This is a genomic window from Bradyrhizobium sp. WYCCWR15520, assembly GCF_056174665.1.
This window is the reverse complement of record NZ_JBWBWM010000075.1, coordinates 1-14,784: the sequence shown is the minus strand read 5'-3', so window position 1 is coordinate 14,784 and position 14,784 is coordinate 1. Positions and strand designations below refer to the sequence as shown.

General features: G+C 57.0%; 13 protein-coding genes and 1 pseudogene. 8 read left to right on the top strand and 6 right to left on the bottom strand.

What is annotated here, in order from left to right; all coding sequences use genetic code 11:
• Positions 1-218: hypothetical protein (locus tag AC0QUY_RS40325; RefSeq protein ID WP_475391478.1), on the top strand; the 218-nt coding region annotated here is incomplete at its 5' end.
• A gap of 1,216 nt (positions 219-1,434) precedes the next feature.
• Here AC0QUY_RS40325 and AC0QUY_RS40320 read toward each other — a convergent pair.
• Together AC0QUY_RS40320 and AC0QUY_RS40315 are read right to left on the bottom strand one after the other, a co-directional pair.
• On the bottom strand, positions 1,435-1,671 hold the full coding sequence (locus AC0QUY_RS40320; RefSeq protein WP_475391476.1) for a hypothetical protein: 237 nt from the start codon (positions 1,669-1,671) through the stop codon (positions 1,435-1,437).
• 61 nt (positions 1,672-1,732) lie between these two features.
• Positions 1,733-2,104: an SPW repeat protein gene (locus AC0QUY_RS40315; protein WP_475391475.1), complete on the bottom strand. Its 372-nt coding sequence runs from the start codon at positions 2,102-2,104 to the stop codon at positions 1,733-1,735.
• A gap of 339 nt (positions 2,105-2,443) precedes the next feature.
• Between AC0QUY_RS40315 and AC0QUY_RS40310 the strand changes: the two genes are divergently transcribed.
• Positions 2,444-2,806: a hypothetical protein gene (locus AC0QUY_RS40310; RefSeq protein WP_475391474.1), complete on the top strand. Its 363-nt coding sequence runs from the start codon at positions 2,444-2,446 to the stop codon at positions 2,804-2,806.
• 239 nt (positions 2,807-3,045) lie between these two features.
• Here AC0QUY_RS40310 and AC0QUY_RS40305 read toward each other — a convergent pair whose 3' ends face one another.
• Positions 3,046-3,396 carry a helix-turn-helix domain-containing transcriptional regulator gene (locus AC0QUY_RS40305; protein WP_475391472.1) on the bottom strand — a complete coding sequence of 117 codons (351 nt, stop codon included), beginning with the start codon at positions 3,394-3,396 and terminating at the stop codon, positions 3,046-3,048.
• 701 nt (positions 3,397-4,097) lie between these two features.
• On the opposite strand from AC0QUY_RS40305, the gene AC0QUY_RS40300 reads away from it, so the two are divergent.
• The 3 genes from AC0QUY_RS40300 (at position 4,098) to AC0QUY_RS40290 (ending at position 7,027) form a co-directional block, all read left to right on the top strand.
• On the top strand, positions 4,098-4,292 hold the full coding sequence (locus tag AC0QUY_RS40300) for a hypothetical protein (protein ID WP_475391470.1): 195 nt from the start codon (positions 4,098-4,100) through the stop codon (positions 4,290-4,292).
• Positions 4,293-4,364: 72 nt separating this feature from the next.
• Positions 4,365-4,700: a hypothetical protein gene (locus tag AC0QUY_RS40295; protein ID WP_475391468.1), complete on the top strand. Its 336-nt coding sequence runs from the start codon at positions 4,365-4,367 to the stop codon at positions 4,698-4,700.
• 1,646 nt (positions 4,701-6,346) lie between these two features.
• A complete protein-coding gene (locus AC0QUY_RS40290) occupies positions 6,347-7,027 on the top strand; it encodes a tyrosine-type recombinase/integrase (RefSeq protein WP_475391466.1) in 681 nt (226 codons plus the stop codon).
• A 155-nt stretch (positions 7,028-7,182) separates the two neighbouring features.
• On the opposite strand, the gene AC0QUY_RS40285 is transcribed toward AC0QUY_RS40290, so the two are convergent.
• The gene (locus tag AC0QUY_RS40285) at positions 7,183-7,827 is read right to left on the bottom strand and encodes a response regulator transcription factor (protein WP_475391464.1); all 645 of its coding nucleotides are present in this window, start codon (positions 7,825-7,827) and stop codon (positions 7,183-7,185) included.
• Between the two features lie 844 nt (positions 7,828-8,671).
• On the opposite strand from AC0QUY_RS40285, the gene AC0QUY_RS40280 reads away from it, so the two are divergent.
• Positions 8,672-9,502: a hypothetical protein gene (locus AC0QUY_RS40280; RefSeq protein ID WP_475391462.1), complete on the top strand. Its 831-nt coding sequence runs from the start codon at positions 8,672-8,674 to the stop codon at positions 9,500-9,502.
• A gap of 718 nt (positions 9,503-10,220) precedes the next feature.
• Here the strand turns inward: AC0QUY_RS40280 and AC0QUY_RS40275 are convergent.
• On the bottom strand, positions 10,221-10,532 hold the full coding sequence (locus AC0QUY_RS40275; protein WP_475391461.1) for a DUF5681 domain-containing protein: 312 nt from the start codon (positions 10,530-10,532) through the stop codon (positions 10,221-10,223).
• 692 nt (positions 10,533-11,224) lie between these two features.
• Between AC0QUY_RS40275 and AC0QUY_RS40270 the strand changes: the two genes are divergently transcribed.
• A complete protein-coding gene (locus AC0QUY_RS40270; RefSeq protein WP_475391459.1) occupies positions 11,225-11,908 on the top strand; it encodes a DUF6538 domain-containing protein in 684 nt (227 codons plus the stop codon).
• Between the two features lie 232 nt (positions 11,909-12,140).
• Here AC0QUY_RS40270 and AC0QUY_RS40265 read toward each other — a convergent pair whose 3' ends face one another.
• Entirely contained in the window at positions 12,141-13,988 is a 1,848-nt protein-coding gene (locus AC0QUY_RS40265) for a glycoside hydrolase family 65 protein (RefSeq protein WP_475391457.1), read from the bottom strand.
• A gap of 373 nt (positions 13,989-14,361) precedes the next feature.
• Between AC0QUY_RS40265 and AC0QUY_RS40260 the strand changes: the two are divergent.
• A pseudogene (locus AC0QUY_RS40260) lies at positions 14,362-14,661 on the top strand (alpha-amylase family glycosyl hydrolase); the annotation flags it as partial.
• Positions 14,662-14,784 lie beyond the last annotated feature (123 nt).

Sequence of the window (14,784 nt, the reverse complement as noted above, 5' to 3'; positions counted from 1 at the left end):
CCGCAGTCATTCGATACTTCGGCGACAATGCCTTAGCGATTGATCGGATCGAAATCTTGTATTTGAACGCCTATTTGTTGCGATTGTGCGCCAATTTCTTATGTGGCGGCCAACCGGGCGGGGTCTGCTGTTGGCACTTTTCGGACCTGACAGGTCTGGCTGACGATGCCATTGTTGAGGGCAAAGCGGACTTCCCAGTTGCGCACTCACGCTTCTGAGTTTGACCCACCCCGGACATCCGACCGCTTGCACACCGCGAGCCGCTCTGCAGGCAATGGTTGGCAAAAGTAGCTTGTCAGGTGTCACCGGCGATTGAGCCGAGCGCCTGCCACATATCGGCTGCCTCCCTCGACACACCGAGGTTTCGTCAATCCGTCTATGCCCTGAAGCAACGACTCCGTCCGTGTTGCCAGGACCCAAGACCGAGGACAATTACCCGCAACCCGACTGTTTTTAGGATGATGCTACGGGGTTATTTGCAAACAAGCGCGGCGACGCAAATACTCTCGCTAAAATCGGAGCGCGCTATGATGACAACTCTTAGTCAGCGGACCTCGATTTTCTTGGTCCTATCTCTCCTATCTCCGATACCAACCGTTCTGAGGGCCGCAGAATTGAGCTTGGGTGAAATAGCCACAGCGATAAAAGATCTCGTAATTTTCATGATCAAAAGGGGCGATCTAGAGACGCGGGAAAAGCGCAAAGCCAGTGCTGCTCTAATAGGCGCGCGGATGATTCGTATCGCTGCAATGAAGCGCATTTTGCGGAGTACTTGCAGGGCAAGCCCGCAACGATAAGTGAATTGTCGCCCCACGATCAAATGTTAGTCGATCAGGAGCTCAGACGCATCGATCGCGAAATTGCGAATTTTGCGGAGGACCTACGCGAGATAGATCCTGCATGGGCAACTAAAAATCCGAAGCTCTACAATGAACTATTCGCGATCGGTCACGGAAAGGGATTGTGGTGGGCCGTTAGATTCGAACGCTACGGCGCAAACCAGGACGTTGGTCGGTTGCGAGCTTGGATGAGTGCCGAAGCTAAGGCGCTCAAGATCGCAGCTGCCGGAATCCAATCAGGGCTAACTCCCTAACTGGCAACAACACGCACCCACCGGCCTTCAAATTTTTTCGGCGCTCCGCCACCCCCTTGCGCGCGCCGCCAGTGCAGGCTGACGCGCTGGGCGATTGAGCCGAAGCCGCGCTGCCGGCGGGCGGGGGCCCGCTGATAATGGGGGCGGCCCAATACATCCCGCCTAGCGGACCCACAGGGCTACGACGGCACAGGCGAAGCCCAACACCAAGATGCTGGCAGCCGTGACGGTGACTAGGTCAACTGACCAGTGCTGACCGATCAGATCGAGGTGCCTTGAGCGATTTTCGTCCCGGTATGTGTGAAGGTGCATGGCAGCCTCCTGCGCGGTGGAGACGTCATTCAATCGTCTGCCGCTAAAACAGTTCCCACCAGATTAGACGCCCGGCTTGGCCTTTTTTTGGCGCGCGATTTTCGACCCCATTGATCAGCGGCCGCGCGGCCCACGTGCTTTCCGCGCCCGGAGGCGAGCAGCATTTTGCGCGCCTTGCTGGTCGACTTCAGTTTCTTGCCGAGCACTTCGAGCGCGTTGCACCACTGCGCAAATTGCAGGACTTTGCGGTCGACACCCGCACGCATCCCCGCCCGCCCAATTTCGCGCCCCGCTTTGTCGGGCAGGGACCACAAACTCCTCAGGCTCTCAGCTGCCGGTGGTCAGCCGCGGTGGGATCTGGGACATCATCCAGAGCTCGATCGCTGCCAGGATCGCGACCGCCGCGCCGATGATCACATGCACCGTCATCGCGGTGGTTCCCTGGAAGCCCAAGACCCAGGGCGAGACCAGCGTCCACAATCCGACGATGAGGTTCAGCCACTCTTCCCAGACCGCAAATGCCGCAAGTGCCGCGATGGCGAGCACCGCGATCACGATACCGGAGATATAGGCGTTTTGAGAGACCGTCCCGGCATCGAAACCGAATATCCAGGGCGAAAAGAACAGAAACGCGCCAAGGATCAGGTTCGCGACGTCACAATATTTTGCGTTCGTCCAATTCTCTAGCCAATTCTGCATGACACCCTCCATTGGAAGGTTTCCACGCCAATTCAACCGTAGGATCGCCGCGCCGGTTCCCTCCCGGCCCGCGGCATAATGGCAAGCGAGCGGTGGTCCCGGCACCTGCCGCGCCTCCGTGGGTGACACGGCGCAACACCTCATCATCTTTCGGATTTTGTAATGGCGAGGTGCCGGCATGATGGCGGCGCCAACCATCCTCGATCTGATCGACGACCCTCATTCCGACTGAGGCCGAAGTCAAGCGCGTCCTCAGCCAAACCTGGGCGGAAATCGCGAAGCGAAGATGGAAAGCCCAGCGCCTCGCCGAGGCGACGCGCCTGACTACGTGAGCGCACGGTGAAGGTTGTAGCTCTTCTTCGGTGCAGCGGTCGCTGTTGCGGCTTTGATCACCATCGCGCAAAAGCGTCTAATCGATATTCGACATTAACCGAGGGGTTAAGCAATGAACCAAGGCGAATCGAAGAACTGAAGATCAAGAAGCATGGGCTTGTCATTAACGATCGCCACTGGAGTGGCGGCGACAGCCACACCGACAGCGTCGCGATCGTGTCAGACACGCCGTTCGCCACCATCCGCAACGGCGAGCGCATCCGGATCGGCGGTGTCGAGGGATTTCCAGAATCTAGACTGATTACCGGGTGGTCAGGAAGGTGTCGCATACCATCTCCGGCGGCCCTCTCGATTTTTCCCAAACAGTGACGGTCGACGTCGACCAGGATCGCGAGCCATAGGGCCTGATGATCATCGCTATCAGATCGGTGCAACCGCGCGAACGGCTTCATGAATTGCATCTTGATGAATTATCCAGCGGAGGAGGAACGCCAATGGGATGCTATTGTCACGCGGATTAGCCTGTCCTTAGCCAAATACGGGCATCTTATTGCGAGCCCAAGACTACGGGCAAAGTGGTAACGCTTCAACGAAAACACGTTTAACTCTTAGTCCCCCGCTTCTGGGCAATTCGCAACTGGTTTCAAACGCGCCGCCCGTGCGGGCGCGTCGCGTCGCATCGTGACATGCAACTGAAAACCCATTGCGTCGAGAACATTCAAAACAGTTGTGAACTTGGGCTTTTTTGGATCACCTGCAAATGCACGATGAATGCTCTGCCTCGCAAGCCGAGATTTCCGCGCAAGGTCAGAAATATTGTACAGATGGGTGGCGGCGGCGATGGCGTGACAAATTTCGGCGCTGTCCGACTTCTCAAGCGCTTGATTTATGCAATCGGCGGCGGCCTGCCGTTGGTTCGAATGTAGGCGGGTCGCGGAGGTCACGGATTTACCAGACATGTACCCTCCAAACAAATAGGCCGGCATTTCTGCCGGCCTACTTTATAGGAGACGATGTAATTGGACGAGGTCTGTATCTCGCTGCGACCGGTGCCCCGTAACCGCCGAAGCGGTAGTTGATGCGAACGGTGACGAGATCGACGTCCTGTTCGATGCGATTGGCGGCGAAGAAGGCGCCGGCCCCGTCGACGAAGGTGTGGGTGCGGTCCTGCATGAACAGGTGGTTGTACTCGATGCCGGCCGACCAGTTGGGGGCGAAGCCGAATTCGATGCCTGCGCCGACGCTGGTGTTGAATCAGGTCGGCCGCGGACGCATCAGCAGCCAAGCGGTCGGCAGGGTCAGGGTCGCTGATAGGTCGCCCCCTCGGCGGCCCCACTCTCTCAGCGCCATCTCCGGGCGGCCCCACATCTGCACTTAAGCAGGTGGAGGGGAAGCGGCCGCGAGGGTAAGGTGCGTGCTCCCGATGGGGTCTGCAATCATTAGGTGCCTGGCGCTGCCAAAGCCTAAGGGGAAGCGGAATCAACACGCTTAAACAGTGGCCCACCACGGGGGCGACCATAATCGATGGGACGGTGGAGTGCAGGCTTCGTTCCCAATCAATCAGGCGGTCGAAACGGTGCCGCAGGTTAGCACTAGCTGCAACTCTGAGGAACGTAGCGCCACAAGAATGAGTTGGCTTGCCTAGCAATGGAGGACGGCTATGACGGAGAAGTTCAACCCAGCGCCGAAAGATAAGCATGCCGAAGATTCGAAACAGGCGCAAAAGTCCGACAAAGAAATGCATGATAAGTTGGAGAAAGGTCTAGAGGATACATTCCCAGCATCCGATCCGGTAAGCAGCGCGCAGCCGGCTCAGTCCAAGCCGGATGCCGACAGACCGGAACGGAAGCGCTGACAATGCTTCCCCTCGGGTTGGGCGGGCTGGCTGTTCGGCTTTGCCGGAGAGCCTCCGTTTTGGAGATCAAAGATGCGGGTTCGAACTATTCACTTCGTCTTGGCGATGTCAGTATTCGGTGCGCTAAACGTTCCAATTTCAGCTTTTGGAAATCCCGAGCTGGAGGCGTGTCGATCGACAGGTTTGATTGCTCTTCGGGAACGTGATCCATCCGTCAAAGACGTGACACTCGATTTTGATGGAATGACGATTGCTGAAGCCAACACTAAAGTCGAGGACACGCCTATCAAAACCATCGTGATTGGCGACGCCTATCTTGAAAAAGGCAAGAAGGATACACGGCGAACGTTTCTGTGTTTGATCGGCGAGAAGGGTGAAGTGCTTCTCACGTTCTTTACTGACCAATAATTTAGCACGCGGTCTGTACTTGATCGGTTCCTTCAGCCGCAAACTCGACGATGCTCTCAGTCTGCGACTGAACTGCGTAGAGGTCGTCTCCTGTCCCGCCGTGAAGAGTATTCAATCCGGATCCGTCAATGTAAATTGCGTTCGTGTCATATTGAGAACAGGCTAAACTGATTGCGACGTCGCTGGGAATTTCAACTATCACCACAGCCATCGGCTTAGCGCTCTGATGGTGGTTCATAAAGTAAAACCGTCTCAGTTAGCTTGCGCGGCAACTCCCAAGGCGCATGGTTTTGATTTATCAAGGGTGCCCGGCCGGTTCTCTGAAATCCGTAGGCATGAACCCGACCGACGAAAAGCCCGCCAGTCCAAAAATGGGACCAAGCCGTCGCGTCTCGCAGAGATTTGGCAAATCTTGAGGACTACGCTAACGATCTGCGGGCAATCAGCGGCCTCCGACATTCATTTCGGGCGCCGCTGTACGTCGGAACCTGGCAATTAGAAACTAATTCTTCCGAGCGAATTTCTGAGTTTGATGTTCTCGGAAGTGCCTGCACATCCACATAATCATTTTGACCTCCGGGACGCTGACTCCGCACTGCGGACTGATTATGAGCAGAGAGTCGCGCTTAAAATGCAAGCTTAACCATTGGCCGATTGATCGATCGGACTGGGATCAGCCCCTCGGGCTGACTGATTCAGGGTTATGTTCGCGCGGGCGTTCCATTGAATGTTTTAGATGCAAGCGTGCACAAGGCCTCCAGGAGCCCGCTGGCCGGCGTCCTAGAGATTTCATGAAGATGGCGTGCTTCATCTCGCGATAAGCGGCGACGCGGCCAAAGACCTGCGGATCGATTTAGATCAATTTCTAACCCAGGAATGAGCGCAGGACGAAGCTCTTAAGCGGGGTCCCCGCTAAGCGGACCACAACGACTTCGTTCGATTTTCCCCACATCATCGAAGCGCAAGAGTGCTTGGACCACCCCGTCCGGCACTCTGTAGCCGACAACAATGTCCGGCCCCGTGTGCTGCAGGTCCACAAGCTCTCCCGCTGGCTTTTCTCTGAAGCGCTGCCCCCAGTAGGCGGTAATCGCGTCGTGTCCAACCATAATCCTCCGGCCGCCACACGCGCACTCTAACGATGCAAGTTCAGCGTACAGATCCACAATGGAAAGAGAGGCCGCTCGGTAGGCATCAAGCCAATCGATCGCAGCGGCCATCGGGTCAAAGGTGCTCATGCCTCTACCTACATGCCGTGAAAGACGATATTTAAGACGTTCCCTATGAGCAGTAACTGAATAACTTGCTGAGCAGCCAACACATCTTGGAAACGGATCGTTAGAAAGTTTGATCTTCGACACGCTTCATTGATGCGAGGACGGCGCGCTGAGCGGCACGCGTCGTTTATCGTATGACCGATATGGATCTATGCGTTGGCTTGGATCAAAACTCCACTCCCAGGACGGCAAGAGCGGCTGATAGCAGCCTCTCTTGCTCAAAGTCGAACCTGTACGTTTCGAGCGCAAGCGCGAAGGGGGCATTCCCACCTTTGGCGAGATGGCGGACGACGTACGGGAGACGCTTTCTGCCGGTTTCCGGAATGAGAAGCACAAAGGCTCAATGGAAATCGACGCTGGAGACCTACGCCCTTGCGCGTCAAGCCGGTGGACACTATCGGCACTGATGACGTGCTGGCGGTCCTTAAGCCAATCTGGACCACGAAGGCCGAAACGGCCTCGCGAATACGCGGCCGGATTGAAAAGGTCCTGGACGCGGCCAAGGCCAAGGGCTTCCGTGAGGGGGAGAACCCTGCCCGGTGGCGCGGCCATTTAGATCATCTGTTGCCGCGCCCGTCCAAGCTGGCGCGGGGCCATCATGCCGCAATGCCGTATGACGATGTTGCGGCTTTCATTGCCAAGCAAGACCGTATGAAGGCGGGCCGGGAGCACCGCGGTCCCCTGTGCCCTCGCGCCGTTGCGATTCTGCGACAGCTTGAAAAGGTCAAAGCTGGCAATTTCGTTTTCGCCGGGCAGGCTCGGCACAAGCCGCTTTCGAATATGGCCATGGAAATGGTTCTGCGGCGGATGAAAATTCAAGACGCCACCGTTCACGGCTTCCGGTCCAGCTTCCGGGATTGGGCAGGGAACGTTTCGAGTTTCCCGCGCGAAGTGACTGAAACGGCGCTAGCGCACGTCATCGGCGACAAAGCCGAACAAGCGTACCGTCGGGGCGACGCGCTCGAAAAGCGGCGCAAGCTCATGGAAGCCTGGGCATCTTATTGCGAGCCGAATCATCGCACAACGTTGCGGGGCATTATCCGGACCCCATGAACGCTATCAAGCACGGCTGGCTTGGTTGCGTCACCATCGTCGCCACCACCACTGGTGAGCCTTCGTTCGCCTTCGCCGTCCCATCGCCCGGGCGACACGCGAATTGCAGCGGCGCGAACGGGTCGCGCTGCGCGGGTTCAGTCGGCTGATAGCGCTCAGCCCAATCCCATCTCCACCGCAATCCTGATAAGGTCCGAATGATTCTTGGCCCCGAGCTTCTGCTTGAGCATTGAGGTGGTGTTGGCCACCGTCTTGTAGGAAATCTCCAGCGCGTCGGCGACTTCGACGATCTTGTCGCCGCGGCCGAGCAGCCGCAGAATTTCAAGCTCACGCGCCGTCATCTGCGACGCAGGATTGGCCTTGATCGAAGCACCCGAGAAGGTCACGGCCTCCGCCAGCTGCGGTGAAATGAAATTATCTCCGGCGGCCACCTTGTGCACCGCCTTCACCAGCATCCGCGGATCGTCGCCCTTCGACACACAGCCCTGCGCGCCCATCTCGATGGAGCGAACCACGAAAGCTGGATCATCATTCATGCTGAACATGATGATCCTAGCATCCGGATCGTCCTTGCGGATGCGCCGCATCAGCTCGAAACCGGAAACGCCGGGAAGCTTGATATCGATCACCGTGACGTCCGGCCTCTTGGCGAAGTAGGCGCGGTGACCGGACTTGGCATCGGTGGCCTCATCGATCTTGACCGTGTTGTCTAACGCAAACAGCGCCCGGCACCCCGACAGCACCACCGGGTGGTCATCGATGATCAATACCCTTGTTGGCGATCTAGTAGATTTTTGCATCATTTATCCCCTTCCGGAATAAATAAGCGATGGGCACTATTTGGAAGAGTGAGCGCTTGGCTTCCAATGCCAACTTTTCCCGATCTAGATCGATACATTGGACGAGTGGGAAAGGAAAAGGTTCTTTAGAATTTGCCTAAAACGGCGCGAAGGTCGAGATCTTACGCGCGACCGTTCCATAACTCAATGCCGTGCCATCGACGAACTGTTTTGCACGCCGTTTGCGGCTAGCCGAACAACACTTCATTCAACACGGTGCTCTGAACCAGTCTGCGCATATCTCGAACGCAACATCGTCCTGCAACGATGTCTCTCTAGCGAACGGTGTTCGAATGGAAATCAAACGTAGGCGGCTTCGATCATGTGTTTTGGCAAAACGCTGACAAGTTGACGAGAACAGGGCAGATACCTCGCATCGCTTGCGAGCAGCGGAAGCGGTGCCGGTCCGCTTTCGCGTAGTGCGGCGGCTACAATAACGATGTACGCCGGCGGATTATGGTCCCGCTATGCTGGGCCTGCGCCCGGCATGATCGGTTGCCGTGCGCCCCTCGAGTGCTAGCAAAGCATGGCATCGATGCGAACGGCCGCGAAAAAATCCGCAAGGCCGGATGACCAGCGTACGTACGAAGAAATGGTCGGTATTGCACTTGACCGGGAACTTTGCCTGTTCCGGTAGATTGTCGATTGAGAGATGGGGCGGGTACAGGGAGGAAACTCATGAACGGACTAATCTATCTCGTCGGTCTCATCGTCGTAATCCTGGCGGTCTTGTCGTTCTTTGGCCTTCGGTGATGCCATGAAGGAAAAAACCACGCCAGTGGCCTGAACCGATACCGTGCCGTCAGTGACCCGAACCGACATCCTGCCGAATTACCTGGAATGGTCGCCGATCGTGCTCGGCGCCTTGGCGGCGACGGCGCTGTCGTCGGTGCTGCTTGGTTTCGGCGTTACGATTGGCCTTGGCATCTCGTCGACAGCGCCGACTTGGCGCGATGCGTCTGCGGCGCTCGCGATCCTCTCCGGTCTCTATTTGATCCTTCAGGCGACCATTAGCTTCGGCCTTGGCGGTTACCTCGCGGGACGCGTGAGGTGCTCGCCCGATGCAAAGGCGATGGTGGTGGAGGAGACCGAGAGGGCCGATGGCGTCCACGGCCTGGGTGTCTGGGCCCTGGCCGTCGTCATGGGTGCGATCCTTGCAACTCTCATCGGCGTGGCTACCGTGAGCCGAACATCCCCAGTGCGCAGCGCTGCGCAGGCAAGTGCGGCCGATCCGTTGCTAAGCTATGAGCTCGATCGGCTATTTCGTGCCGGCCGCCGCGCCGCCAATGTGGACCTCAGCGCCGAACGGGCTGAAGCCGGCCGCATCCTTCTCACTACCTCAAGCCATAGTGGTGTGAGCTCGGACGATCGCGTCTATCTGATTCAGCAGGTCGGCGCCCTGACGGGACTTTCGCCAACGGACGCTGAGCGTCGGGTCGATAGCGCAATTACCAGCGCCAAAACGGCAATTGCAAGGTCGCGGCGCAGCAGCATCATCGTCGCGTTCGCGGTCGCGACTGCCTTGTTGCTAGGTGCTATCGCCGCTTGGGCCGCCGCCTGTGCCGGCGGACGGCACCGGGATGGTGCGCCCATGCCAGACTGGATGGCGCGATCGAATGTGATCGGTCGGCGCTAAAAAGCGGTTCAGTAAGGTCAAAACCGCCTAAACCAAACGCGGCGTCACTGGAATTCGTACCAGCGGCGTCGCTTTATCGTTTGTGTCCGGCAGATATGCACAGAAACGCGAAACGACGTTGTTTCGCTTTTTAGGCAAAGGGCCCCTTGCTCAAGACAATGAGCATCCATGATTTGAAAACTCGGATGGCGGACGTTGCAGGGGTTGAAGCCCTGACGATGAACAACTAACGGCCTCAGCGCGATGGATTAGCTGGTGCCGCAGGAGAAGGTGCCGTAGTGGGAGCCGCGGGTCGGCTCGTTGAGGAGCCAACCGTAGTGCTTGGAGCGGATTTATCGGCGAGGCGGGAGCTATTCCACGGAGCCCATATAAGTATAACTAGGGCAGCTATCAAGGCCGCTGCACCCATACCTGCAAGCAGACCAGTACCCATCCCGCGATCGGGACTACGATTATTATTTCGCATTTCATTTCTCCATAAATGCCCTGATGTCCAACGGGGGCTAGGGAAAGGGGGCGATTGAGGCCGTCTCGGAGTACCATCCTGTGCCGATGTCCGGTGGGCACGGAAACGCAACACAAAGCTAAATGGGATCGTTCCTAACTACAGCGGCCCTGACCGGGACCGGCCAGGACCGCACCTGCGGCCCTGGGGGCGGCGGAGGAATGGAGCCACAGGCTCAGATTCGATCCCCCTCGTTAAGAAACGTTCCCATCGTCAGCCGCCTGCATTGAACTGTTCAATAGTTGCACCGGTGCAATCTGCGCAAGCGTTGGAAAAAAAGGAATAAAGGTGGCATCGCTGGCCGGCAACTGAGAGTGCAGGATGCTCTGAAGCGATTGACGCATCGCCACCCAGCGCCAATTCGATTGCCTTCTGGGTCAGTGCATTCGCCTGCCCATCCAGAAGGGCTTCCAGCGCCAGTGTTGTGGCATTGCGCGAGCCCTTCGGGCGTCCATTCGGATTGCCGGATAACCCCTTCTCGAAGGGCCTCCCGCGCTGTTGTTGCGCTGTATTTTCAGCTGCCATGGTTCAGCCTGCTTGTTTATGGTTGGCTGGCCTGTGAGCCGGACATAAGGCGGCTGCCGGCAAAGCAACGTCAAGTACTCTGACTTCGACTGAAGACGACGATCCGCGGCAGCCTCGATAGCGAAGAAGGCATTCTGGTGCCCGGAACTTGTAGAAGTTTGTCGAACCGGTTCGTTCGTGGCTCATAGCATGGGCCTACAATCGCATGAGTTGAACATGCCATCGTAAGTACGCGGCCTCGGATCTTGTTGCTACGGCAAGGTTGCGGACGTTGCGGGCCTTGTGAAAGTTGAGACTTAGTCCTGAGTGCGGCTCTCGAAACATGCGGCCGGGGAATAAATTTTCTTGCCGCAACTCTCTGAGCGACTCGAGTTTTATTTGGGGGCGCCAGTCTGGCCCGTGGTCTGCTGTTTGGATAGACGTTGAAACCGGAGACGAGGATCATGTCCTTCTTGCGGTCGACGATCTTCAGAGGGGTGCGCCATAGCGCGGCCCCGGAATCTCGCTAGCCGCAACTAAATTTTTCTAGCCTGACAACCCTGTCAACCTGACGAAGTCGGGCGTCAACCCCGTCAACCGTGTCAACTCAGAATCTGACTTTTGCGGCTGGAGGATTTCAGGGGCTCGCTTGGGCCGTATGGGGCGGGGGCCGGGAAGGACCCGCCGCTTTACCGCGCTCCTTCCTTGATGCGATGCGCAATCGTTCGGCCCGTCTCGGTCGCGCCCCACGAAAGCAGCCCGTCATCCTTGGAGTGAGGATAGCAACGAGCAAGCCCGTTGCGGATCAGTTCATAAAGCTCGTTGTCGCCGAGCTCGCTGGCGCTCATGAACCAGTCAAACATCGCGAGGGCGCGCAACACGCCCCGCTGTTTGCCTGCGGAGGTCGCAAGATTATCCATGGTCAGGAAGGCATCGCGGCCTACTGGCGACATCGCTTCATCGAACTACCCGCGCTCGAACTGGAAGACTTGCAGGTGGATGGAGATGCGGTGGTTATCCCCGCCGACGTTCAGGCGATCCTCGCCAAGATGTCGAAGTCCCAGCGACCGCATTGGTACGCAAAACACATCAGCATCTCTCTCAAGACCCCAGATCGTGCGGCGGCCAGGACGAAGTGTCCCGAGATCGCCGCTGAGGTCGAGCGCCAATTGAAGGCTCTTCGCGAAGGACCGAAAGCGCTCACTGCCAAGCAAATCTCAGCGCTGTCAGGCATCGCTTACCGGGCCTTTGCGCAAGGGCTTGAGGACAACCCCGGCCTGACGCCAAAAGGCTGGCTCAGAGTTGCAGAGGCAAACGACGCGGCAAAACGAGGCAATACGTCGTCGGAAGTACCAGTTATCAGAGCCGGGACGCTTAGTAGGGCAGGCCATTCTTAGAACCATCGTGCAACACCCGTGTGTAACAGGCGCGGCGCGAAAAACTCAAGCCTATCAGTAGGCTATTGATCTTTCAGGGAAAGAGATGGTGCTGCCAGACAGGATTGAACTGTCTGCGCAGGGGCTTGGTTTCATAACGCGCCGCTGGGGATAAGTGTCGTGCTTGCTTGTTCGAAGGACCGTCAGCGCGTTCGAAATTTGGGCGGTAGCGACCCAAATGCTCGCCCTCCCGTTAAGCGCGGCCGATCGGCTCGAGCCTTGCGCGGGGGGCGTCATGAACCGCCGAAAGGCGCCAAGCGTGGCCCCTGATCCAGATCCGATCAATTTCGATGGAGCGCCATCCCGCAGGCAACACTACTGTTCCTTTGCACCAGTCTTGAGGATTTTCGGGCCCAGGTTGTATCTTCGGAAAGCCAAGTATCAGCCCTAGCAAGAAGCCGCCGAGATTTGCGAAGAACGGTCCGGCTGGCGGTTGCTCTGGAAATACGTCTTTGCGGTATTCCAACGTTTGCATAAATCGGCCCGTACAGAAATCGCCATAGCCTCGCTCAAGCATCTCCAATGAAAGTCGCCTGTTGCCTGTGCGGGCGGCCCAAACGCCATAGAGAGCCGACAACATTGGGCTACCAATATATCGTTTTGCAATTCTCAAATAGAGCGCAAGGGTCGCTTGCTTTGTTTCGTCGTCAAGATCGCACCCAAGCGGGAAGATCCCCATGAGAGGATCGGGCGTCGCGGCTTTTTCTTCATCTAACCGAAATCCATCGTGTGAAATTACAGCTTTACCTCGTTTTGGGACTACCAACTTCGTTGCGATTTCAAGCCAGGCAGAATCAAACGGCGTGTTCAGTCGCTTAGCGGCGGAGATCGCATCAAGCAAAACGGTTCGTGCCGAAAGATTTGTGAAGACCGAGTTGTCAGAGGGCAATTTGCGCTCGGCGATCCCCATTGAGGCTCTGGTTTCATATTGCCCCCGGCGCTTAGTAACTCGGCTCTTGACCCACTCGGCTACGCCCGACAGCACAGGCCAAGCCTTATCTCGCAAAAATGCGTCGTCGTTGGTTACGTCTACGTAAAGCGCAAACGCGCGAGCAATATCAAGGGAAACATGATCTTCGCGCCAAGCTGCCGAACCAGGCATAGGCGCGGCCTCTTCTCCGTAAGATGGCGCACTTTCCCAAGGAAATTGGAGGCCGCGCCGTCCCATTAGACGTGCATTGTTACGCGCGGACTCGAGATTACGTACGCGGTAGTCCAGGATCCCTCTAGCCGCGTGGGGCTGCAGGAAAATCAACGGCGGAACACAAAAAGTCTCGATGTCCCACATCACATGACCGAAATAGTAATGATAGTCATGCCAGGTCGCCAAGCCAAATATAGACGTCGAGGCGGGAGATGATGCGTGAGTCGACGATACCAGATAGAAGAAAGCAGCGTCGGTCATGGCTTGCCAGCGCTTCTCGACGCCCACCAACCGAATTCGGCTCTTCCATAACTCGGCCCAGCAAGCCCTATTATTTTTCCTGATCGCATCAAAGCCGATGTTGGCGGCCATAGCGATCAGCCTTGCAGCTTGATGATCTGGTTGATTATGGAGTGCGCTAGGAACCAAGCTCACCAGGTGACGAAGCTTATACTGGCGACCGCGGCGAGCTCGCAAAGCATACTCGCTTCTTAACCCTTCACCGTCTAATGGCGGTCGTTGCGGTTTTACATCATCTCCAACGACCTCGGTCACGTAAGCCAGTCCGCATGTCGACATCGCTCCCGCGCTTTCCCATAGCAGGGAGCCGTCGCTAGAGGGTGTTGCTTCTCCGGGCGTGTCGCGATTGAAGCGCAGCGCGCGCCCTTCTATTCCGGATAAGTCTATCCTTGCGCGAAATTTGAGGTCCGAGGCTGCATCGACGTCGACAGCAATCTCTTGGCAGACAATTGTGGGCTGCACCCGGCTGCAGAACAACATCACGACGATTTTTGCTTGGCGGTCCCCCGCTTTGAAATGCAATCGAGTGGTCAATTCGGCAGTCGAAAAATCGTAGGCTTGGTCGACAATGCGAATGCATTGAGGGGCGTCCGACATCCAAACTCCCTCTAGGCATATATCCCCAGCGACGGGGTAGGGAGCGAATGCCGCAGCCTCGATTTTCCTTTCGGGATGCTCTCCTGAGAATCCGCTGACTAGGGCCATGCCGGGTGTGAGTGGATTGTCGCGAACCTTTAGACCTATGACGCCATTCGACACATAGGCCGGTAGCTCGTTGCCCGCGCTTCCGACGACTGGCGGGGGACTAATAGGACCGTCCATGGCAGCTTCCTCCACGCAGCGCAACGCGTGGCGAGGTCCGGCGTTCCTGCGTCGTCCCGAGGAGTGCGAGACTGCCATCAACGTAGGAACGCTGAATTTAGCGGCGCGTTGCCAACTAAGCTCAAAGCGCTTGAAGCAGGGTTTGGCGATGCCTGGAGAAAGCACGAAGTGGTGGCAGACCGGAATCATTTATCAGATCTATCCCCGCTCATTCCAAGATAGCAATCACGACGGCGTAGGGGACCTGCAGGGGATCATACATCGATTGCCCTATCTGACAGAGTTAGGCATCGATGCCATCTGGTTATCTCCAATTTTTATGTCGCCCATGGCCGACTTCGGTTACGATATAGCCGATTACACCGACATCGACCCACTGTTCGGAAATTTGGCCGACCTCGATCACCTCATTGACGAAGCCCATCGTCATCGTATCAAGCTTATTCTAGCAGGCTGCTGAAAAAGTCGTTTTGCGAGGCGATCGGAGTGTGATTCTGTGCATGTGGTTGATTCCTTTCGACTGAGGATCGGGATGCGCGGCGAAGATGAGCATGCGGAACGCCTTTTCAGC

What these genes read in the sequence shown, in the direction of transcription:
- AC0QUY_RS40320 (WP_475391476.1), bottom strand. Translation starts at nt 1,671, where the DNA reads ATGCGTGCGGGTGTCGACCGCAAAGTCCTGCAATTTGCGCAGTGGTGC.
- AC0QUY_RS40315 (WP_475391475.1), bottom strand. Translation starts at nt 2,104, where the DNA reads ATGCAGAATTGGCTAGAGAATTGGACGAACGCAAAATATTGTGACGTC.
- AC0QUY_RS40305 (WP_475391472.1), bottom strand. Translation starts at nt 3,396, where the DNA reads ATGTCTGGTAAATCCGTGACCTCCGCGACCCGCCTACATTCGAACCAA.
- AC0QUY_RS40300 (WP_475391470.1), top strand. Translation starts at nt 4,098, where the DNA reads ATGACGGAGAAGTTCAACCCAGCGCCGAAAGATAAGCATGCCGAAGAT.
- AC0QUY_RS40295 (WP_475391468.1), top strand. Translation starts at nt 4,365, where the DNA reads ATGCGGGTTCGAACTATTCACTTCGTCTTGGCGATGTCAGTATTCGGT.
- AC0QUY_RS40285 (WP_475391464.1), bottom strand. Translation starts at nt 7,827, where the DNA reads ATGCAAAAATCTACTAGATCGCCAACAAGGGTATTGATCATCGATGAC.
- AC0QUY_RS40275 (WP_475391461.1), bottom strand. Translation starts at nt 10,532, where the DNA reads ATGGCAGCTGAAAATACAGCGCAACAACAGCGCGGGAGGCCCTTCGAG.
- AC0QUY_RS40270 (WP_475391459.1), top strand. Translation starts at nt 11,225, where the DNA reads ATGCGCAATCGTTCGGCCCGTCTCGGTCGCGCCCCACGAAAGCAGCCC.
- AC0QUY_RS40265 (WP_475391457.1), bottom strand. Translation starts at nt 13,988, where the DNA reads ATGTCGGACGCCCCTCAATGCATTCGCATTGTCGACCAAGCCTACGAT.